Annotated in this window: 17 protein-coding genes and 1 pseudogene; 11 read left to right on the top strand and 7 right to left on the bottom strand. The window is 50.4% G+C overall.

The genetic code is table 11. The features are described 5' to 3' along the window. Positions 1–75 precede the first annotated feature (75 nt). Both ychF and HEM79_RS08160 read left to right on the top strand, forming a co-directional pair. Positions 76–1,167 (top strand): redox-regulated ATPase YchF, encoded by a 1,092-nt coding sequence (ychF, locus tag HEM79_RS08165; protein ID WP_000505860.1) that lies wholly within the window; start codon positions 76–78, stop codon positions 1,165–1,167. Positions 1,168–1,347: 180 nt separating this feature from the next. Next, positions 1,348–1,524 (top strand): hypothetical protein, encoded by a 177-nt coding sequence (locus HEM79_RS08160; RefSeq protein WP_176240984.1) that lies wholly within the window; start codon positions 1,348–1,350, stop codon positions 1,522–1,524. Positions 1,525–1,559: 35 nt separating this feature from the next. Here HEM79_RS08160 and dhaR read toward each other — a convergent pair whose 3' ends face one another. Then, a complete protein-coding gene (gene dhaR / locus HEM79_RS08155; protein WP_176240983.1) occupies positions 1,560–3,479 on the bottom strand; it encodes a dihydroxyacetone kinase operon transcriptional regulator DhaR in 1,920 nt (639 codons plus the stop codon). Between the two features lie 226 nt (positions 3,480–3,705). Here dhaR and dhaK point away from each other — a divergent pair, with 226 nt between their 5' ends. From dhaK to dhaM, 3 genes are read left to right on the top strand one after another with little or no spacing between them, the layout of a single operon-like run. Next, complete coding sequence (dhaK, locus tag HEM79_RS08150) at positions 3,706–4,776, top strand: dihydroxyacetone kinase subunit DhaK (protein WP_176240982.1); 1,071 nt, start codon at positions 3,706–3,708, stop codon at positions 4,774–4,776. 10 nt (positions 4,777–4,786) lie between these two features. Further along, positions 4,787–5,419, top strand: a complete 633-nt coding sequence (gene dhaL / locus HEM79_RS08145) for a dihydroxyacetone kinase subunit DhaL (RefSeq protein WP_000059414.1) — start codon at positions 4,787–4,789, stop codon at positions 5,417–5,419. Positions 5,420–5,429: 10 nt separating this feature from the next. Then, entirely contained in the window at positions 5,430–6,848 is a 1,419-nt protein-coding gene (gene dhaM / locus HEM79_RS08140) for a dihydroxyacetone kinase phosphoryl donor subunit DhaM (RefSeq protein ID WP_176240981.1), read from the top strand. Between the two features lie 52 nt (positions 6,849–6,900). Here the strand turns inward: dhaM and HEM79_RS08135 are convergent, their stop codons facing one another. Further along, the gene (locus tag HEM79_RS08135) at positions 6,901–8,256 is read right to left on the bottom strand and encodes a glycoside-pentoside-hexuronide (GPH):cation symporter (RefSeq protein WP_000072949.1); all 1,356 of its coding nucleotides are present in this window, start codon (positions 8,254–8,256) and stop codon (positions 6,901–6,903) included. Positions 8,257–8,585: 329 nt separating this feature from the next. On the opposite strand from HEM79_RS08135, the gene HEM79_RS08130 reads away from it, so the two are divergent. Then, the gene (locus HEM79_RS08130) at positions 8,586–10,277 is read left to right on the top strand and encodes an alpha,alpha-trehalase (protein WP_176240980.1); all 1,692 of its coding nucleotides are present in this window, start codon (positions 8,586–8,588) and stop codon (positions 10,275–10,277) included. 139 nt (positions 10,278–10,416) lie between these two features. On the opposite strand, the gene HEM79_RS08125 is transcribed toward HEM79_RS08130, so the two are convergent. Continuing rightward, the gene (locus HEM79_RS08125) at positions 10,417–10,671 is read right to left on the bottom strand and encodes a GlsB/YeaQ/YmgE family stress response membrane protein (RefSeq protein ID WP_000511315.1); all 255 of its coding nucleotides are present in this window, start codon (positions 10,669–10,671) and stop codon (positions 10,417–10,419) included. Between the two features lie 200 nt (positions 10,672–10,871). On the opposite strand from HEM79_RS08125, the gene ycgR reads away from it, so the two are divergent. Continuing rightward, entirely contained in the window at positions 10,872–11,606 is a 735-nt protein-coding gene (gene ycgR / locus HEM79_RS08120) for a flagellar brake protein YcgR (RefSeq protein WP_176240979.1), read from the top strand. 1 nt (position 11,607) lies between these two features. Here the strand turns inward: ycgR and emtA are convergent, their stop codons facing one another. Then, a complete protein-coding gene (gene emtA / locus HEM79_RS08115) occupies positions 11,608–12,219 on the bottom strand; it encodes a membrane-bound lytic murein transglycosylase EmtA (RefSeq protein WP_001295616.1) in 612 nt (203 codons plus the stop codon). Positions 12,220–12,318: 99 nt separating this feature from the next. Here emtA and ldcA point away from each other — a divergent pair, with 99 nt between their 5' ends. After that, complete coding sequence (gene ldcA / locus HEM79_RS08110) at positions 12,319–13,233, top strand: muramoyltetrapeptide carboxypeptidase (RefSeq protein ID WP_176240978.1); 915 nt, start codon at positions 12,319–12,321, stop codon at positions 13,231–13,233. A 94-nt stretch (positions 13,234–13,327) separates the two neighbouring features. Beyond that, positions 13,328–14,998 (top strand): annotated as a pseudogene (locus tag HEM79_RS08105) (potassium/proton antiporter); the annotation flags it as partial. 127 nt (positions 14,999–15,125) lie between these two features. Here the strand turns inward: HEM79_RS08105 and dadX are convergent. Together dadX and dadA are read right to left on the bottom strand one after the other, a co-directional pair. After that, positions 15,126–16,196 carry a catabolic alanine racemase DadX gene (gene dadX / locus HEM79_RS08100; protein WP_176240976.1) on the bottom strand — a complete coding sequence of 357 codons (1,071 nt, stop codon included), beginning with the start codon at positions 16,194–16,196 and terminating at the stop codon, positions 15,126–15,128. 9 nt (positions 16,197–16,205) lie between these two features. Beyond that, positions 16,206–17,504, bottom strand: a complete 1,299-nt coding sequence (dadA, locus tag HEM79_RS08095) for a D-amino acid dehydrogenase (protein ID WP_001266888.1) — start codon at positions 17,502–17,504, stop codon at positions 16,206–16,208. Between the two features lie 329 nt (positions 17,505–17,833). Between dadA and HEM79_RS08090 the strand changes: the two genes are divergently transcribed. After that, the gene (locus HEM79_RS08090) at positions 17,834–19,366 is read left to right on the top strand and encodes a SpoVR family protein (protein ID WP_176240975.1); all 1,533 of its coding nucleotides are present in this window, start codon (positions 17,834–17,836) and stop codon (positions 19,364–19,366) included. Between the two features lie 141 nt (positions 19,367–19,507). On the opposite strand, the gene fadR is transcribed toward HEM79_RS08090, so the two are convergent. Further along, on the bottom strand, positions 19,508–20,227 hold the full coding sequence (fadR, locus tag HEM79_RS08085) for a fatty acid metabolism transcriptional regulator FadR (protein ID WP_010350948.1): 720 nt from the start codon (positions 20,225–20,227) through the stop codon (positions 19,508–19,510). A gap of 221 nt (positions 20,228–20,448) precedes the next feature. Between fadR and nhaB the strand changes: the two genes are divergently transcribed. Further along, positions 20,449–21,990 carry a Na(+)/H(+) antiporter NhaB gene (gene nhaB / locus HEM79_RS08080; protein ID WP_000406399.1) on the top strand — a complete coding sequence of 514 codons (1,542 nt, stop codon included), beginning with the start codon at positions 20,449–20,451 and terminating at the stop codon, positions 21,988–21,990. Positions 21,991–22,081: the final 91 nt, after the last annotated feature.

The following is a 22,081-nucleotide window of genomic DNA, read 5'->3' as shown; positions in this document are numbered from 1 at the left end:
GGCAAAGTTATTTCCATTTCTACAATCTGTTTACGATAACAGGTTGATTATTAAGATATTAAGGTGATTTAAATCATGGGATTCAAATGCGGTATCGTCGGTTTGCCCAACGTCGGGAAATCTACCCTGTTCAACGCGCTGACCAAAGCCGGTATTGAAGCGGCCAACTTTCCATTCTGCACCATCGAGCCGAACACAGGCGTTGTGCCAATGCCCGATCCGCGTCTGGATCAACTGGCTGAAATCGTAAAACCGCAGCGTACGCTTCCCACGACCATGGAGTTTGTCGATATCGCTGGCCTGGTAAAAGGCGCGTCGAAAGGCGAAGGTCTGGGTAACCAGTTCCTGACCAACATTCGTGAAACCGAAGCGATCGGTCACGTTGTTCGCTGCTTTGAAAATGACAACATCATTCACGTTTCCGGCAAAGTTAACCCGGCAGACGATATTGACGTTATCAATACCGAGCTTGCTCTGGCGGATCTCGACACCTGTGAACGTGCGATTCACCGCGTACAGAAAAAAGCCAAAGGTGGCGATAAAGACGCGAAAGCCGAGCTGGCGGTACTGGAAAAATGCCTGCCCCAACTGGAAAACGCAGGTATGCTGCGCGCGCTGGATTTAAGCGCAGAAGAAAAAGCAGCTATTCGTTACCTGAGCTTCCTGACGTTGAAACCGACGATGTACATCGCTAACGTCAACGAAGATGGTTTTGAAAACAACCCGTATCTGGACCAGGTGCGTGAAATCGCGGCGAAAGAAGGTTCTGTTGTCGTTCCGGTTTGTGCTGCTGTTGAAGCCGACATTGCCGAACTGGACGACGAAGAACGTGACGAATTTATGCAGGAACTGGGACTGGAAGAGCCGGGTCTGAACCGTGTGATCCGTGCCGGTTATAAACTGCTGAACCTGCAAACTTACTTCACCGCTGGGGTGAAAGAAGTGCGCGCATGGACCATTCCGGTTGGTGCAACCGCGCCGCAGGCTGCTGGCAAAATCCACACTGATTTTGAAAAAGGCTTTATCCGTGCACAAACCATCGCGTTTGAAGATTTCATCACTTACAAAGGTGAACAAGGCGCGAAAGAAGCAGGAAAAATGCGTGCAGAAGGTAAAGATTACATCGTTAAAGATGGCGATGTGATGAACTTCCTGTTTAACGTTTAAATCCCCTGACGGTTAATAATGAGCCATTATGTGAATCGCACATAATGGCTTTTTTACGCCTGCTACGCTGCTTCTTTCAATTCTGAGTTACCAAAACTCATAATCAGACTCCTGGCAATATTAACAATGCGGTCTTTATGTGATAACAATCACAGTGCATTAACCGTTCAAGAGTTTGTCATGAAAAAAACATTTATCTTCAGCCTGTTAGCAATTGTCTTTGCGAGCCTGTTAAGTGCTTGCGTTCCTCACCATCATCACCGCCACAGCGATGGCCCGCGTGGTCCTGCGGCTTCCGGTAAGCCAATGCCACCCTCAAATGGTGGGCCAAATCATGGCAGTCATGGTCGCTATTAATTAGCAAGTCATACGCGGGAGAGTGCATACTCCCGCTATCCCCGGCGCTTAAACTGCCCCGCATCAATGCCATGTTGTTTCATTTTTCGCCACAGCGTGGTGCGACCAATTCCAAGTAACGCCGACATTTCCAGAATACGTCCGTCAGTCACCTGGGCGGCGTTAATAATCGCTTCTTTTTCGACTTCCGCAAATGACAGACTGGTGGAAAGACGCGTGGCGCTGATATCTTCTGTCGCCTGTTCGGTAAACAGATGTTCAGGCAAATTACTGACGCGAATACGCCCGTTGTCGCTGCTCAGGGCAAGGTTCTCAATGACGCTATACAGTTCAAAATCATTACCGGGCCATGCGCAGGAGACCAAACGAGCAAGCGCATCATCATCAATCTTCAAACGGGTTGAGAAGCGTTTTTCGAGATTACGCAATTTATTATTCACCAGCGCCGGAATACTGCCGCGCCGCATACGCAGAGGCGGGATGGTAATTTCAAATGCATGGAGCGCGTAATAAAGCTGCCGACTAAAGCGATTTTGTTCCACCAGCATTGCCAGATCTGCGGTCGTTGTGGCAATCACTTTGACATCAATCGGGATTAAACGCCGCGCATCCAACCGCGTGATAACGCCCTGCTTGATGACCTGAAGCAATGCTGACTGTAACTCCACCGCCAGATACTCAATCTTTTCGAGAAACAGCGTGCCGCCGTGTGCCAGTTCCAGACGACTCAGACGGCCATTTTTATTCTCCGTGCGATCGCCGCCAATAAATTCTTCCACCAGCGTCGCATCACCATATAACTCGCAATTGACGGCGATATAGGGACCTGCGGCGCGTTCGCTTTCATTATGAATCGCCTGACTTAACAGGGCTTTACCAACGCCTTCTTCTCCACAAAGTAACACCGGAAAACTGCTGCGCGCCGCCTGACGACCAAAATGAATCAAGCGGCGGGTTTGCGGATCATCCTGTGGCATATGAGCAAAAGTATGACTAACTTTGCCTAATTGACTGGTCATCAATTGCCGCATCTGTTCCACCGGATGCAGCAGCAGAATAAAGCTGGTTCCCTGAGCTTCAATTATCGGTTTAAGGGTAATGACCGTATCAATAAACTGGTGCTGACTTTCAAAGGTCGCTTCCACATGTTTGAGCGGATGTGCCTGTTTTATTGCCTGTTGCAACACGGCGGGTAACGTTAACAGTTCCGTGATTGCTCTTCCCTGACTTGCCGTCACATCCAGACGTAAAACACGCGCCGCCTGAGCATTGATAAATTGCAGATTACCCTGCTCATCCCAGCTAATCACGCCATCGTCCATACTTTCTAACAGGGCGTTAAGCTGATTTAAATGCCGATTAGTTTCAGCCAGCAAACTGTCCGTTAGCAGTAAGTTTCCCACCTCGCGAGCAATTGCCAGCGTCAACGGCAAATCGGCTGCTGTCGATTGTTCCGCCGGACACGCCAGGGCTATCGTCCCCGTCAATCGCCCCTTGCTGTCAAACAGCGGCGTTGCACAAAATGCCCATTTCCAGAGCGCCTGTTTAAAATGTTGATCGGCTATCGTTTTCACCGCCTGACCAGAGATAGCCGCTAACGATAACGCACAAGTACCGATGATTCCTTCGGCGCAATAAGTGCCGTCATAAAATCCCAACGCACTAAGCTGCTCCATAGTCTGCGGATCACCATAACGGCTAAGGATGCAGGCAGTTTCATCGAGAATAAGCAAAACGCACGCTCGTGGCGCCATATATTCCAGGGCATCTTCCAGCGCCGCCTGACCAAGTGTCAGCATCGCCTTTTTACGCCGACAGATAGTAGCAAATGTCACGCCCTGGGCCTGGTGCGGTACGCTCCACGACTCCCGTTTCATCAGTTTGCGGCATCGCTCCCAGGATGCTGCAATCCAGGGAGAGTTAGCCTGGTCATCGTTGTGAAAACCGCCTCTCATATTCCACTCGCTTCTGGCAAAAGGTGTTCTGACTCGCAATTTTAAGTATCAGGACATTCCTATGTTCCATTATGGAACATTTATTAAAACATATGTTTCACCATGAAACATAATTTGTATGAATTTTCTTTTCCTAAGTCTGATGCACAATGGATTCATCGGCAGTCAGTGGTCGCCGTGTCGTTGAACATCATCCATGCCCTACGATAATTGCTGGAGCAAAATAATGAAAAAATTGATCAATGATGTGCAAGACGTACTGAACGAACAACTGGCAGGGCTGGCGAAAGCGCATCCTTCGCTGACATTGCATCAGGATCCGCTGTACGTCACACGAGCTGATGCACCGGTTGCCGGAAAAGTCGCCCTGCTGTCAGGCGGCGGCAGCGGACACGAACCGATGCACTGCGGTTATATCGGTCAGGGGATGCTTTCGGGGGCCTGTCCGGGCGAAATTTTCACTTCACCGACCCCCGATAAAATCTTTGAATGCGCCATGCAGATTGATGGCGGCGAAGGCGTACTGCTGATCATCAAAAATTACACCGGCGATATTCTTAACTTCGAAACAGCAACCGAATTACTCCACGACAGTGGCGTAAAAGTGACCACGGTGGTCATTGATGACGACGTCGCGGTGAAAGACAGTCTTTATACCGCCGGGCGGCGCGGTGTTGCCAACACGGTATTAATAGAAAAACTTGTGGGTGCGGCGGCGGAACGTGGCGACTCACTGGACGCCTGTGCGGAACTGGGGCGTAAGCTGAATAATCAGGGTCACTCAATTGGTATCGCTCTCGGTGCCTGTACCGTTCCAGCCGCTGGCAAACCCTCATTTACGCTGGCAAATAATGAGATGGAGTTTGGCGTCGGTATTCATGGCGAGCCGGGTATCGATCGTCGCCCCTTCTCTTCTCTTGATCAAACCGTCGATGAAATGTTCGACACGCTGCTGGAAAATGGCACATACCATCGCACACTGCGCTTCTGGAATTATCAACAAGGAAACTGGCAGGAAGAGATACAAACCAAACAGCCGCTACAATCTGGCGATCGGGTGATTGCGCTGGTCAACAATCTCGGCGCCACGCCACTTTCTGAGCTTTACGGCGTCTATAACCGTCTGACTACGCGTTGTCTGCAAGCGGGGCTGACTATCGAACGTAATTTAATCGGCGCGTATTGCACTTCACTGGATATGACCGGTTTTTCCATCACCTTACTGAAGGTTGATGACGAAACGTTGGCGTTATGGGATGCCCCAGTCCACACCCCGGCGCTGAACTGGGGAAAATAAGGAGATAACGATGTCACTGAGCAGAACTCAAATTGTTAACTGGCTTACTCGCTGTGGGGAAATCTTCAGCAAAGAGAGCGATTATCTTACCGGACTGGATCGTGAAATTGGCGACGCTGACCACGGGCTAAATATGAATCGCGGATTTAGCAAAGTGGTGGAAAAACTCCCCGCCATTGAGGACAAGGATATTGGTTTCATCCTCAAAAATACCGGTATGACGCTGCTTTCCAGCGTCGGTGGAGCCAGTGGTCCGCTATTCGGTACATTCTTTATTCGCGCCGCGCAGGCGACTCAGGCGCGCCAAAGCCTGACGCTGGAAGAGCTTTATCAGATGTTCCGCGATGGTGTGGACGGCGTAATCAGTCGGGGGAAAGCCGAACCTGGCGATAAAACCATGTGCGATGTCTGGAAACCAGTGGTTGAGTCGTTACGCCAGTCCAGCGAGCAAAATCTCTCTGTTCCGGCGGCGCTCGACGCAGCCAGCGGAGTGGCTGAATCCGCTGCACAAAGCACAATTACGATGCAAGCACGCAAAGGTCGTGCCAGTTATCTCGGTGAACGCAGTATTGGTCACCAGGATCCTGGCGCGACCTCAGTGATGTTTATGATGCAAATGCTGGCGTTAGCCGCGAAAGAGTAAGGAATTGGTGATGGTAAACCTGGTCATAGTTTCACATAGCGCCCGGCTGGGTGAAGGTGTCGGTGAATTAGCCCGTCAGATGTTAATGAGCGATAGCTGTAAAATCGCCATTGCCGCAGGGGTTGATGACCCGCAAAATCCCATTGGTACTGATGCCGTCAAAGTGATGGAAGCCATCGAATCCGTTGCTGATGCCGACCATGTGCTGGTTATGATGGACATGGGAAGCGCGTTATTAAGTGCAGAAACCGCTCTGGAATTGCTGGCGCCAGAGATCGCCGCAAAAGTACGTTTGTGTGCAGCACCATTGGTCGAAGGAACTCTGGCGGCAACGGTTAGCGCGGCATCGGGTGCAGGTATCGACAAAGTTATTCATGATGCTATGTCTGCGCTGGAAGCCAAACGCGAACAACTGGGTTTACCGTCATCCGCCACGGAGATATCTGACACATGCCCGCCACACGATGAAGAAGCCCGTTCCCTCGCTGTGGTGATTAAAAACCGTAACGGCCTCCACGTGCGCCCGGCCTCTCGACTGGTCTATACCTTATCGGTATTTAATGCAGATATGTTGCTGGAGAAAAACGGCAAATGCGTCACGCCGGAAAGTATTAACCAGATTGCGCTATTACAAGTCCGCTATAACGATACTCTGCGCCTGATCGTGAAAGGGCCAGAAGCTGAAGAGGCGCTGGCTGCTTTCCGCCAGTTGGCTGAAGATAACTTTGGTGAAACAGAAGATATTGCGCCACAAACTCTGCGCCAGGTTACTCCTGTCACGGGTAAAGCCTTTTATTATCAACCGGTTTTATGCACAGTACAGGCGAAATCAATCCTGACGGTGGAACACGAACAGGAACGATTACGCCAGGCAATTGACTTTACGTTGTTAGATCTGATGACGTTAACGGCAAAGGCAGAAGCAAGCGGGCTTAACGATATCGCCGCGATCTTTTCCGGTCACCATACTCTGTTAGATGATCCTGAACTGCTGGCGGCAGCAAGCGAACTTCTTCAGCATGAACATTGCACCGCAGAGTATGCCTGGCAGCAGGTTCTTAAAGAACTTAGCCAACAATATCAGCAGATTGATGATGAATATCTGCAGGCGCGCTATATCGATGTGGATGATCTTCTGCATCGCACCCTGCTCCATCTGACACAGACAAAAGAAGAACTACCGCAATTTAGTGCACCGACCATTTTGCTGGCTGAGAACATTTACCCCTCCACCGTGCTGCAACTGGACCCGACGGTCGTTAAAGGCATCTGCCTTAGTGCCGGAAGTCCGGTATCCCACAGCGCCTTAATTGCCCGTGAACTGGGTATTGGCTGGGTTTGCCTGCAGGGGGAAAAACTGTACGCGGTACAACCTGAAGAGACGTTAACTCTGGACGTTAAAACCCAACGTTTTAGCCATGATGGCTAAAACAGTGTTCGGATGGCATCGCTACGATGCCATCCGAAAAAGCCGTACGCTATTAGCCAGCGTACTGACCATGTTGTAAATCCTGTACTACTTTGTTCATTTTCGCTTCATTCAACAGATAAAACTTAATAGAAATAGCTGTCAGGAAGTAGAAGAATGCCGGCAGAAGGGTAAACAGTAACACTACGCCCTGTACTGAATTAGCGGATTGAGTTGTGCTACTGGTTGCATAACCATAATAAGCCAGTACCCAACCAATCACCGCCCCACCTACTGCAACGCCCAGTTTGATGACAAAAATATTCGCAGCAACGTTCATCCCCGTAATACGCCGACGCGTTTTCCATTCACCATAGTTATTCGCATCGGTAATCATTGACCACTGGAGCGCGCCATTTCCGCCCTGAATAATCTGAATTGCCAGATGAGCCAGTAATGGAATAACCCAGTATTCCACCGGCAGGAAATAACAGAGCACGCCCAACGCTGCGTTAATAATATTAACCCAGAATGAAAGTTTAATTTTACAAAAGCGAGTGCCAAATGGTTTCGCCAGTACAGAACCTAACATAGAAGCAAACATTCCGCCGAGCATAAACCACGTAAGAATATCTGAACCTTTATTTAAAACGGTATTAACATAATAAACAACCGCACCGCCACGGATAACCACCGCCACCAGCATCATAAAATTATAAACAGAGAGAATGCGCCACTGATCATTCTTAAAAAGAATCTTCAAATCGCGCGCGATATTCAGATTTTCTTCCTGAATAGGTTGTACACGCTCTTTGGTAGTCAGGAAACAAATTAAGAACATAATGCAGCCAATAACGCCAAACACCGCCATCGCAATCTGGATACCAGTAGCCCGGTCCCCAGGAGAGAGGAAGTCAGCGACAGGCAGGATAAATGCAGTACCTAACGCACCACCAATAGGCGTGATGGCAAAACGCCAGGATTGCAGTGACAGGTTTTCACGCGGATCGGACGTCAACGCCGCGCCCAATGAGCAGTAAGGGATATTAATGGCCGTATACATTAATGTCATAAATATATAGGCGGCAACCGCATAGACAACCTTACCGCTGTCAGAGAAATCAGGAATGGAGTAAACCAGCACGCAACTGACCGCAAACGGTACACAGATGGCCAACAGCCACGGGCGGAAACGCCCCCAACGAGATGAGGTTGCATCGGCGATTGCCCCCATAATCGGATCGGTAATTGCATCCAGTAGACGCACCAGTAAAAACATGGTTCCCATTACGGCTGGCGGCAGACCATAAATATCGGTATAGAAATAAGCGAGGATGGCAACAGAAGAATCAAAGACGATATGGCTGGCGGCATCACCCAGGCTATAGCCTATTTTTTCTTTTATTGGCAATTTTTCCACATTAGACATGTTTTATCCTTATCTATAAATTTACTTCACGAAATACCTTTCACTGGCGCAATTCTTCACGGAAGTTTTTGGTCGGTCTATTATGTTTTTTCATTAAATTCTTATGATTTTTTTCTTCTGTGATCGCACAGCAAAAGTTACTGCCCATTTAATAAACAACATATATTTTGTGAATATATTGCAACACTATTTATGCCTTTAATTACACCTTCCATATGCCTGACACTTCGCAGAATGAGATTTCAATCATGCAGTTGCCGCGATCCTGAACTAAGGTTTTCTGATACTTGATTACCGTTTTGTTCGGTATCGCCAAAGGAGAATGATTGATGAAACCACGTGTCCCTCGTCACCTGCAAAGAATGGCGTTAATTCCCACCACCGTTTTATTGTGTTTTGCCACGCTATCGGCACAAGCGGAAGAAATCGCTGTCACACCACAATCGCCTGATATTTTGTTGGGGCCGTTGTTTGACGATGTGCAAAACGCCAAACTTTTTCCTGATCAAAAAACCTTTGCCGATGCCGTGCCCAACAGCGACCCGCTAATGATCCTCGCTGACTACCGGATGCAGCAGAACCAGAGCGGGTTTGATTTACGGCACTTTGTGAAAGTTAATTTCACTCTGCCAAAAGAAGGCGAGAAGCATGTCCCACCGAAGGGACAGTCGCTGCGTGAACATATTGATGGACTTTGGCCGGTATTAACCCGCACAACGGAAAGCACCGAAAAATGGGACTCTCTGTTGCCATTGCCAAAACCCTATGTCGTGCCAGGAGGCCGTTTTCGGGAAGTGTATTACTGGGACAGTTACTTCACCATGCTGGGGCTTGCCGAAAGCGGTCACTGGGATAAAGTGGCGGATATGGTGGCGAATTTTGGTTATGAAATAGATACTTATGGACACATTCCCAACGGGAACCGCAGCTACTATTTAAGCCGTTCACAGCCGCCGTTCTTTGCGTTGATGGTAGAGTTACTGGCGCAACATGAAGGCGACGCCGCGTTGAAACAGTATCTGCCGCAACTACAAAAAGAATATGCTTACTGGATGGACGGCGTTGAAAATCTGCAAGCCGGGCAACAGGAAAAGCGCGTTGTAAAGCTCAAGGATGGCACCATTCTTAACCGCTACTGGGACGACCGCGATACACCTCGTCCGGAATCATGGGTAGAAGATATCGCCACCGCTAAAAGCAATCCAAATCGCCCTGCCACTGAAATTTACCGTGACCTGCGTTCTGCCGCCGCATCTGGCTGGGATTTCAGCTCGCGCTGGATGGATAATCCACAGCAGTTAAGTACATTACGCACCACCAGCATCGTACCGGTCGATCTCAATAGCCTGATGTATAAAATGGAAAAAATCCTTGCCAGCGCCAGTAAAGCCGCCGGGGATAATGCGATGGCCAGCCAATACGAAACGCTGGCGAATGCCCGTCAGAAAGGGATCGAAAAATACTTGTGGAATGATCAACACGGCTGGTATGCCGATTACGATCTGAAGAGTCATAAAGTACGTAATCAGTTAACTGCCGCCGCCCTGTTCCCGTTGTACGTTAATGCAGCAGCGAAAGATCGCGCCAGTAAAATGGCAACGGCGACCAGAACGCATCTGCTGCAACCTGGCGGACTGAACACCACCTCGGTGAAAAGTGGGCAGCAATGGGATGCGCCAAATGGCTGGGCACCGTTACAATGGGTCGCTACTGAGGGATTGCAAAACTACGGACAGGAAGATGTGGCGATGGACATTAGCTGGCACTTTCTGACCAATGTTCAGCACACCTATGACCGGGAGAAAAAGCTGGTGGAGAAATATGATGTCAGCACCACCGGAACAGGTGGCGGCGGTGGCGAATATCCGTTGCAGGATGGTTTTGGTTGGACCAACGGCGTAACGCTGAAAATGTTGGATTTGATCTGCCCGAAAGAAAAACCGTGTGACAACGTTCCGGTAACGCGCCCGACCAGTGCTTCCGCAACGCAGCCGACAAAAGTCACAGAACCCACACCTTAATCTTTTCTTCTCCCGACAGCGTCATTCTGCTTATCTGGATGACGTTGCCGTTTTATCTGGTTTTCAAACACCGTGAGATTTACACATAATTTGAAAGCGGATAGCGATGCCTGCACCGCTATCCGCCAGAAAGATTACGTTATTCTCTTCGCAGGAGGCGGAATACCCCCAGCACCAGGATAGCGCCGACCACCGCCACCAGGAAGCTATGTAAATTAAAACCACTGATGGAGCCGCCAATGCCAAACATGGTCGCCAGCCAGCCGCCGACAACCGCACCGACTATCCCGAGAATGCAGGTCAGGAAAAATCCACCACCATCACGCCCTGGCATGATCAGCTTGGCGATAATGCCGGCTATCAGGCCAAAAATAATCCAGGCAATAATTCCCATGTTCAGGCCCTCGTTTCGATGAATCGGACGCAAGAAATGCTTACGTCAACGCTCTAAGTATAGGCAAGCACAGGATCAATGGTGGGAGACTGTCGGTTGAATTAGTCGTAAGTTGTAAAAAAAATTCACGCATTTGTATTAAGTTTTGTTAGTCCCTACCGATAAACCAAAGACAGTTTGTCGGTCAGGAGTTTTTCCGCGTGAGTCATTACCATGAGCAGTTCCTGAAACAAAATCCGTTAGCAGTCCTGGGCGTTTTACGCGATTTACATAAAGCCGCAGTACCACTGCGTATCAGTTGGTCAGATGGTCAGTTGATCAGCAATATACTGGCGATAAGCCCTGATAAACTGGTGCTGGATTTTGGTAGTCAGCAAGAAGACAACAATGCCGTGCTTAAAGCGCGACAAATCACTATTACCGCCGAAACGCAAGGCGCCAAAATCGAATTTACCCTTGCTCAATTACAGCAAAGTGAATATTTGCAGCTTCCGGCGTTTATCACCACTCCCCCTCCCGCATTATGGTTTGTGCAACGACGCAGATATTTCCGCATCTCCGCCCCACTTCATCCGCCTTATTATTGTCAGACCAAACTGGCGGATAACAGTACGTTACGTTTTCGCCTGAGTGATTTATCGCTAGGTGGCATGGGTGCATTACTGGAAACGGAAAAACCTGCCGGATTGCACGAAGGTATGCGCTTTGCACAGATTGAAGTCAACATGGGACAATGGGGTGTTTTTCACTTTGACGCCCAGTTACTAACCATCAGCGAGCGCAAAGTGATTGATAGCAGAAATGAAACTATCTCCACTCCCCGCCTGAGCTTTCGTTTTCTTAACGTCAGCCCGACGGTGGAGCGGCAATTACAGCGGATTATATTCTCACTCGAACGGGAAGCCCGGGAGAAAGCGGACAAAGTGCGCGACTGAGTTACATCGCGTCCAGCGCCTGCTCAAGTTTGTAGATATAGCGTGGAGCCTGCGGTGCAGGGTGATTTCTTGCTACGTGATCGAGGAACTCATCAGCATCCAGATCATTGATTTTGCTGATCGCTTTTTTCCGATCTGATGAGAAAGTCCGTAGCAGCGCACCAGCCCCGTTAGCGTATGACACCACCAGCGCATATTGCAGTACCTTCGGATCTTCAATGCCTGCCAGCGGGCCGGTTTCCAGAATATTCAGGTAAGCCGCCCCCATTGAGATATTACGCTCCGGGTTTTTCAGTTCGCTGGTCGTCGGCTCGCCACTCCAGCCCATACGGCGATAAACATCACGTCCGGAGGTTGAGGCTTTTAACTGCATTAAACCAATAGCATTCGACTTACTTACCGCGTTCGGGTTACCACCCGATTCGATAGCAATAATTGCCGTGATCAATTGCGGATCGACGCCCCAGGCCGCTCCGGCTTTCTGACTTATTGGCATCCACTGCATCGCACGTTGTACCGGGACTTTCGCATTCCATGGCGGGTTCGTATAGTCATGCTTTGAAGAACAACCCGCTAATAACACAATCAAAAAGGCAAACCATCTCAATTTCACTTCATCAATCCTTATAGCCTGGAATCGCCGTTGAGGTGACAACGGCACACCTAAGCGGCATGATATACATTTCGTTTCTGTTGTCAGCAAGGAATTGCCATGTCTCTGTTTCACTTAATTGCCCCGTCGGGTTACTGCATTAATCAGCACGCCGCAAAGCGCGGCGTTCAGCGCCTTACCGATGCGGGGCATCAGGTCAATAACGTCGGGGTTATTACCCGTCGCTGTGAACGTTTTGCTGGTACGGAAACGGAGCGTCTGGAAGATCTCAATGCCCTTGCCAGACTGACCTCACCCAACACCATCGTGCTGGCAGTACGCGGCGGTTACGGTGCCAGTCGCTTACTGACGGATATTGACTGGCAGGCTCTGGTGGCTCGCCAACAAAATGATCCGTTGCTTATCTGCGGGCATAGCGATTTTACGGCCATTCAGTGCGGTCTTCTGTCACAAGGCAATGTCATCACCTTTAGCGGCCCGATGCTGGTGGCAAATTTTGGCGCGGATGAGCTGAATGCCTTTACCGAGCACCACTTCTGGCTGGCATTACGCAATGAAACGTTCAGCATTGAATGGCAAGGGGAAGGCCCGGCATGTCAGACAGAAGGAACACTGTGGGGAGGCAACCTCGCGATGCTGATTTCGCTTATCGGTACGCCGTGGATGCCACAAATTGAGAACGGTATTCTGGTACTGGAAGACATCAACGAACATCCGTTCCGTGTCGAACGCATGTTATTACAGCTTTATCATGCTGGAATTTTACAGCGCCAGAAGGCGATTATTCTCGGTAGCTTCAGTGGCAGCACGCCCAATGATTATGATGCGGGTTACAACCTGGCGTCGGTGTACACGTTCTTGCGTTCCCGCCTGTCGATTCCGCTGATTACCGGCCTCGACTTTGGCCATGAACAACGCACAGTGACACTGCCGCTGGGTGCACATGCTATCCTCAAAAACGACAAAAACGGCACACAATTGACGATTAGCGGTCATCCTGTTCTGAAAGCGTAAAAAAATCACGCTTCCGGGCTAACTAAAACGCTGTTTCTGCCGTGAATATGGTAGGTTTATAGTACGAGACAGCGTAATCAGGAGTAACCGACCGTTGGATGCCGCAACAATTATTAGCCTTTTTATCTTAGGCTCCATCCTTGTCACCAGCAGTATTTTACTTAGTTCATTTTCTTCCCGCCTTGGCATTCCGATTCTGGTTATTTTCCTGGCGATCGGTATGCTGGCTGGAGTCGATGGTGTCGGCGGCATTCCGTTTGATAATTATCCTTTTGCCTACATGGTAAGTAACCTGGCACTGGCGATTATTTTGCTCGATGGCGGAATGCGCACCCAGGCCAGTTCATTTCGCGTGGCGTTAGGACCTGCACTTTCACTGGCGACGCTGGGCGTGCTTATCACCTCCGGTTTAACCGGCATGATGGCGGCATGGCTGTTTAATCTTGATTTGATTGAAGGCTTATTGATTGGCGCAATTGTCGGCTCCACCGACGCCGCAGCGGTCTTTTCTCTGCTGGGCGGCAAAGGGCTTAACGAACGTGTTGGCTCGACGCTGGAAATAGAGTCCGGCAGCAATGACCCGATGGCGGTCTTTCTGACAATTACCCTGATTGCGATGATCCAGCAGCATGAAAGCACTATTAGCTGGATGTTCGTTGTCGATATCCTGCAACAATTTGGCCTGGGGATCGTAATCGGTCTTGGCGGGGGTTATTTACTGCTGCAGATGATTAACCGCATCGCCCTGCCTGCGGGCTTGTATCCATTGCTGGCATTAAGCGGCGGTATTTTGATTTTTGCTTTAACCACGGCGCTGGAAGGCAGCGGCATTCTGGCAGTTTATCTGTGCGGTTTTCTGCTGGGTAATCGTCCGATTCGCAACCGCTACGGCATTCTGCAAAATTTCGACGGCCTCGCCTGGCTGGCACAAATCGCTATGTTCCTGGTGCTGGGGCTGTTGGTTAACCCGAGCGACCTGTTGCCTATTGCCATTCCGGCGCTCATTTTGTCTGCATGGATGATTTTCTTCGCCCGTCCCCTCTCGGTATTTGCTGGATTGCTACCGTTCCGTGGCTTCAATCTGCGCGAGCGCGTGTTTATTAGTTGGGTTGGATTACGCGGCGCAGTGCCGATCATCCTGGCGGTGTTCCCGATGATGGCGGGGCTGGAGAATGCGCGTCTGTTCTTTAATGTCGCCTTCTTCGTAGTTCTGGTTTCACTGCTATTGCAGGGAACATCGCTGTCGTGGGCAGCGAAAAAAGCCAAAGTGGTGGTTCCGCCAGTGGGACGTCCGGTGTCACGCGTTGGGCTGGATATTCATCCGGAAAATCCGTGGGAGCAGTTTGTTTACCAATTGAGTGCCGATAAATGGTGCGTGGGCGCGGCGCTGCGCGATCTGCATATGCCAAAAGAGACGCGCATTGCGGCACTGTTTCGTGATAACCAGTTGCTTCATCCCACCGGCAGCACCCGACTGCGCGAAGGCGACGTGTTATGCGTGATTGGTCGGGAACGCGATCTTCCGGCACTCGGAAAACTGTTTAGCCAGTCGCCGCCGGTCGCGCTTGATCAACGCTTCTTTGGTGACTTCATTCTCGAAGCCAGCGCGAAATATGCCGATGTGGCGCTGATTTATGGTCTGGAAGATGGTCGGGAGTATCGCGATAAACAGCAAACGCTGGGTGAAATTGTTCAGCAGTTGTTAGGCGCGGCACCGGTTGTCGGTGACCAGGTGGAGTTTGCCGGGATGATCTGGACGGTGGCTGAGAAAGAAGATAATGCAGTGTTGAAGATCGGCGTTCGGGTGGCGGAGGAAGAAGCCGAATCTTAAGTTTGATGCGGCTTATATCGCCGGATGCGATGCTTACGCATTTTATCCGGCTTGCCACAAGTTACACCGTCACAACAGGTACACGTAGCGCCAGCGCGCACATCAACTCATAGCCCACCGTTCCGGCAGCGGCGGCGACATCATCAATTTTGATCTCCTTGCCCCACAGCTCAACTGGCGTACCAATACCCGCCTGCGGGCAAGGCGTCAAATCGACCGCCAGCATATCCATCGAGACTGTCCCCACCGTCATGGTGCGCACGCCGTCGACTAAAACAGGTGTTCCGGTTGGTGCATGACGCGGATAGCCGTCGGCGTATCCGGCGGCGACAATGCCGATTCGCTGCTCATCGAGCGCAGTATAGCGACCGCCATAGCCCACACGTTCGCCCGCTTTTAGCGTCTGAACACCAATAATCTCACTGCTTAACGTCATTACCGGGCGTAATCCGGTATTGGCGATATCGCGCCACTGACCGGACGGCGAAGCACCATATAAAATAATGCCTGGTCGAACCCAGTCAAAATGCGCTTCCGGATGCCACAGGGTTGCCGCTGAGTTAGACAACGAGCGCCGACACTCCAGCCCTTCCGCTGCCTGCTCAATACGCGCCATCGCGCCGGAAATCCCATCAGGATGCTCCGCATCGGCAAAATGCGACATCAGCGTCATTTCGCCAACGTTCGCCATCGCCCGCAGCTGCTGCCAGACGGTGAGCACGCGATCGGGCTGGAACCCCAACCGATTCATCCCACTATTCACCTTAAGGTAAATATCCAGCGGCGCTTTTAGCCGCGCATTTTGCAGTGCTTTGAGCTGCCAGTTACTGTGCACGCAGGTGGTCAGGCGGTACTGGTCATAAATTTCCAGATCCTGAGCGTGAAAAAAACCCTCCAGCATCAGGATTGGCCCTTTCCAGCCGCGCTCACGCAGAATAATGGCCTCTTCAAGATTAAGTAACGCAAAACCATCGGTCGCCCCGAGCGCGCTCCAGATACGCTCGATACCGTGCCCGTAAGCGTTCGCTTTTACCACCGACCAGACGTGCGCGTGCGGCGCGGCCTGGCGGATAATGGTCAGATTTTGTTTTAATGCCTGCAGATCGAGGCTGGCCTGTATCGGACGAGTCATCTCGATTCCTTAACTGTGCGCGCCATGTAAATGGCCTGGACGTGATGGCGTAAATCCACGACTGTAGCGCGCTACACTTAGATCCTCATACGGGATCGCTGGCGTGCGGCCAGAAAGCAGATCGCTTAACAACTGACCGGAACCGCAAGCCATCGTCCAGCCAAGCGTGCCGTGACCGGTATTCAGCCACAAATTTTTAAAGCGTGTACGCCCCACAACCGGCGTGCCGTCTGGTGTCATCGGACGCAGACCGGTCCAGAAAGTAGCCTGCTCGACATGACCGCCGCGCGGATAGAGATCGCGCACCACCATTTCCAGCGTTTCACGACGCGGTTGCAACAGCTCGGTGTTAAAGCCAACAATTTCCGCCATCCCGCCGACACGAATGCGATTATCGAAACGGGTAATGGCGATTTTGTAGGTTTCATCAAGAATGGTGGACACCGGCGCACCGTCTTCATGCGCAATCGGAATGGTCAAAGAATAACCTTTCAGCGGATAAACCGGGATATCGACAATGCCCTTGAGCATCGCGGTCGAGTAAGAGCCAAATGCCATAACATACGCATCGGCCTTAATCACCTCATCACCACACTTCACGCCATAGATCTGCTCGCCGTCACAAAGCAGTTGATCGACTGGCGTATTAAAGCGGAATTTAACCCCCGCCTGCTCTGCCATCCGCGCCAGATTCTGGGTAAAGAGCTGACAGTCACCGGTTTCGTCATTGGGTAGTTGCAGGCCGCCAGTCAGTTTGTGCGCAACTTCCGCCAGCGCAGGTTCCACTTCCGCCAGGCGACTGGATTCCAGCAATTTATATGGCACGCCTGCATCTTCCAGTACGGCGATATCGCGAGTGGCGTTTTCATACTGTTGTTCAGTGCGGAACAGTTGCAGCGTCCCGCCCTGCCGGCCTTCATACTGGATATTGGTTTCGGCGCGCAATGCTTTCAGGCAATCACGGCTGTATTCCGCCAGGCGCACCATCCGCCCTTTGTTTTCCATATAGTGGCTGGTGTCACAGTTACGTAACATTTGCCACATCCATTTCAACTGGAATTGCGAACCATCGAGACGAACCGCCAGCGGCGCATGGCGCTGGAACATCCATTTAATCGCTTTTAAAGGCACGCCTGGCGCCGCCCACGGCGCGGCATATCCGGGAGAAATTTGCCCGGCATTTGCTGCGCTGGTTTCCAGTGCTGCGCCCGGCTCCCGATCAATGACGGTGACCTCATGTCCTGCCTGATTTAAATACCAGGCGCTGGCAACGCCTACCACACCACTTCCCAGTATGACAACTCGCATAGCCACTCCGATAACGGTAGATATAGTAAAAGAACAATAATCTAATTACATCTTGATAACCCAGATGAAAATATTATTCAACATATGGCTTTTTTATGGTGAGCTGGCTCACATCTCCCTGACTCTGCGGGAATATGGCGTCTTTGGTATCTCCTGCTGGTCGAGCTTTATATCCAGCAGAAAATTCCGTTCAGAAGCTAATTATTGGCACTCCGATAATAAGAAATCGCAAAGAAAAAAATTCTCCAGCGACGCGGTTTTTAACTGGTGTTCTATGCTTGAAATGAGGTGCTCCAGACAGAGAGCGCCGACAACAATGAGGTGCGCGTATGGCGACGATCGATTCTATGAATAAGGACTCCACACGTTTGAGCGATGGACCTGACTGGACGTTCGACCTGCTGGATATTTATCTGGCAGAGATAGACCGGGTGGCAAAACTCTACCGGCTGGATACCTACCCGCACCAGATTGAAGTAATTACATCAGAGCAAATGATGGATGCCTACTCCAGCGTCGGGATGCCAATTAACTATCCGCACTGGTCATTTGGCAAAAAGTTTATTGAAACCGAGCGTCTGTATAAGCACGGTCAGCAAGGGCTGGCCTATGAAATCGTTATTAACTCTAATCCGTGTATCGCTTACCTGATGGAAGAGAACACCATTACCATGCAGGCGCTGGTGATGGCTCACGCCTGTTATGGCCACAACTCTTTCTTCAAAAACAATTACTTATTCCGTATCTGGACCGATGCCAGTTCGATTGTCGATTACCTGATTTTCGCCCGCAAATACATTACCGAGTGCGAAGAACGCTATGGCGTTGATGAGGTAGAAAAGCTGTTGGACTCGTGCCATGCGCTGATGAACTACGGTGTGGATCGTTATAAACGCCCACAAAAAATCTCGCTGCAAGAGGAGAAAGCCCGGCAGAAAAGTCGCGAAGAGTATCTGCAAAGCCAGGTCAATATGCTCTGGAGAACGCTGCCTAAGCGCGAGGAAGAGAAAACCGTTGCCGAAGCGCGCCGCTATCCATCCGAGCCACAAGAAAACCTGCTCTATTTTATGGAGAAAAATGCGCCGCTGCTGGAATCATGGCAGCGTGAAATCCTGCGCATTGTACGTAAAGTGAGCCAGTATTTTTATCCGCAAAAACAGACTCAGGTGATGAACGAAGGCTGGGCGACCTTCTGGCACTACACCATCCTTAACCATCTGTATGATGAAGGGAAAGTGACCGAACGTTTTATGCTGGAGTTCTTGCATAGCCACACCAATGTGGTCTTCCAGCCGCCCTATAACAGCCCGTGGTACAGCGGAATTAACCCGTATGCCCTCGGATTCGCTATGTTTCAGGATATTAAACGGATTTGTCAGTCGCCAACGGAAGAAGACAAATACTGGTTCCCGGATATCGCCGGTTCCGACTGGCTGGAAACGCTGCATTTCGCGATGCGTGATTTCAAAGATGAGAGCTTTATTAGTCAGTTCCTGTCACCGAAGGTAATGCGTGATTTCCGCTTCTTCACAGTGCTGGATGACGATCGGCATAATTATCTGGAGATTTCCGCCATTCATAATGAGGAAGGTTATCGGGAGATCCGTAACCGTTTATCGTCGCAATATAACTTAAGTAATCTGGAGCCGAATATTCAGATCTGGAACGTAGATTTACGCGGCGACCGTTCGCTGACGCTGCGTTACATTCCACATAACCGCGCACCACTGGATCGGGGGCGTAAAGAAGTGCTGAAGCATGTACATCGCCTGTGGGGATTTGATGTGATGCTGGAACAGCAAAACGAAGACGGCAGCGTCGAGTTGCTGGAACGCTGCCCGCCAAGAATGGGAAATCTATAAAATGAGCCCTCCTCATTTGAGGAGGGCTCATTTTTGCCGGATGCGGCGTACACGCTTTATCCGCCTGCAAAGCATCACAAATTCAATAGGCCTGATAAGCATAGCGCATCAAACTATGCGTTGGTCATCAGTATGGATGGATTATCGCCCCTGAATGGCTAAATCACCCGGCAGGTTTTTCTGCATCCGGTGCCAAATCTCGCCACTCTCATGCCCATAGCGGCGTACTGTTTCGTAAACCTGATCGTGAGCACCTTCACTGCACAACGCAGACAGCTTGTGGTAGAAGCCCAGCGCCAGACTACGCGCTTCCGGATTGGCGAAATAGTGACGACCAATGCGCGTATACAACCCTTTCATTCCGTTAAGGATCAGACCATAAATCGGGTTACCAGAGGCAAACGCCAGACCGCGAAAAATGTTGTAATCCAGATCAGCAAAGGCGTCTGCGTGATCGGCCACTTCATTAGCCGTTGCCAGCACTTCCTGCGCTTTATCAGGATGCTGACGAAACGCGGTGCGAATAAAAATGGTCGAAATATTGGTACGCACTGACAGCAAATTATCTATGAGTTGCGGCACACTTTCATGATCCAGTCGCGCCAGCGTCTCAAGGATATTCAACCCGGAGGTTTCCCAGAAATTATTCACCTTCGTCGGTTTGCCGTGTTGAATGGTCAGCCAGCCGTCTCGCGCCAGGCGCTGTAACACTTCGCGTAACGTCGTTCTCGTTACACCAATTAATTCTGAAAGTTCACGTTCTGCGGGCAAAATAGTCCCGGGTGGGAAGCGGTTATTCCAGATACTTTCAATAATGTACTCTTCCGCGAAACCCGCCGGGCTTTGCGCCTTAATGACCATAGTGAGATTTCCATAACACAGCAAAACAAAGTTGGACTCATCATACCAGAGGGCTAACAACGCTGATAGCAGACAAAAAGAAGAAAAAAGGGATCAAGGCTTCATTTTCTGTATCTCTTTCCCCTTGACTATCAAGACTTGCCTCGATCTCCCCTGACCGTTAAGCTTTGCGTTCTAACATAAAAACATCATTTATTATTTGTAAGGTAAGGGAAACCATCATGGAGATCTCCTGGGGCCGCGCGTTATGGCGCAATTTTTTGGGTCAGTCACCTGACTGGTACAAACTTGCCCTAATTATTTTCTTAATTGTTAACCCGTTAATTTTCCTCATCAGCCCTTTTGTTGCTGGCTGGCTGCTTGTCGCGGAATTTATTTTCACTCTGGCGATGGCTCTGAAATGCTATCCGCTGCTCCCCGGCGGTCTGTTGGCTATCGAAGCTGTCTTCATCGGCATGACCAGTGCGGAACACGTCCGTGAAGAGGTGGCGGCAAATCTTGAAGTCTTACTGTTACTGATGTTTATGGTGGCGGGCATCTATTTTATGAAACAGCTTCTGCTGTTCATATTTACCCGTTTGCTGTTAAGCATTCGCTCCAAAATGCTGCTGTCACTCTCTTTTTGCGTGGCGGCGGCGTTTCTCTCTGCGTTCCTCGATGCCTTAACCGTCGTTGCCGTGGTGATCAGCGTTGCAGTTGGTTTTTATGGTATTTATCACCGCGTAGCTTCTTCCCGCACCGAAGATACCGACCTGCAAGACGACAGCCATATCGACAAGCATTACAAAGTGGTTCTGGAGCAGTTCCGTGGCTTTCTGCGTAGCCTGATGATGCATGCGGGTGTCGGCACTGCATTAGGCGGCGTGATGACCATGGTAGGAGAACCACAGAACCTGATCATTGCCAAAGCTGCTGGCTGGCATTTTGGCGATTTCTTCCTGCGCATGTCACCGGTGACCGTCCCTGTCCTGATTTGCGGCCTGTTAACCTGCCTGCTGGTGGAGAAGCTGCGTTGGTTTGGCTACGGCGAAACGCTGCCGGAGAAAGTCCGCGAAGTGCTGCAACAGTTTGACGATCAAAGCCGCCTCCAGCGTACACGTCAGGATAAAATTCGTCTGATTGTCCAGGCGATTATCGGCGTCTGGCTGGTCACCGCGCTGGCGTTGCATCTGGCAGAGGTCGGCTTGATTGGTTTGTCTGTCATTATATTGGCGACATCACTGACCGGTGTAACTGATGAACATGCAATCGGCAAAGCCTTCACCGAATCTCTGCCATTCACCGCACTGTTGACGGTCTTTTTCTCGGTAGTGGCGGTGATTATCGACCAACAACTGTTCTCCCCAATTATCCAGTTTGTATTGCAGGCATCAGAACACGCTCAGCTATCGCTGTTTTATATCTTCAACGGTTTGCTGTCTTCAATTTCGGATAACGTCTTTGTAGGGACGATTTATATCAATGAAGCAAAAGCGGCAATGGAGAGCGGTGCTATTAGTATGAAGCAATATGAACTGCTGGCAGTCGCCATCAACACCGGGACCAACCTGCCCTCCGTCGCCACGCCGAACGGACAGGCTGCGTTCTTATTCCTGTTGACCTCAGCACTTGCGCCATTGATACGTCTTTCTTATGGCCGCATGGTGTGGATGGCTCTGCCCTACACTCTCGTACTGACCCTCGTCGGATTACTCTGCGTAGAGTTTACTCTTGCCCCTGTAACTGAATGGTTTATGCAAATGGGGTGGATTGCAACGCTTTGATAACAACTTACCGGGCATATTTATGCCCGGTTTGCCTTTCCGCCCGATAATTGTTCAATTACATCCTATTTTTACTCCCTCCTGGTGGCGC

It is taken from the genome of Escherichia sp. 93.0816 (assembly GCF_013368855.2).
GTDB classification, from domain to species: Bacteria; Pseudomonadota; Gammaproteobacteria; order Enterobacterales; family Enterobacteriaceae; genus Escherichia; species Escherichia ruysiae.
Note: the sequence above shows the minus strand (reverse complement) of the source record. Positions and strands in the feature narration are given on the sequence as shown.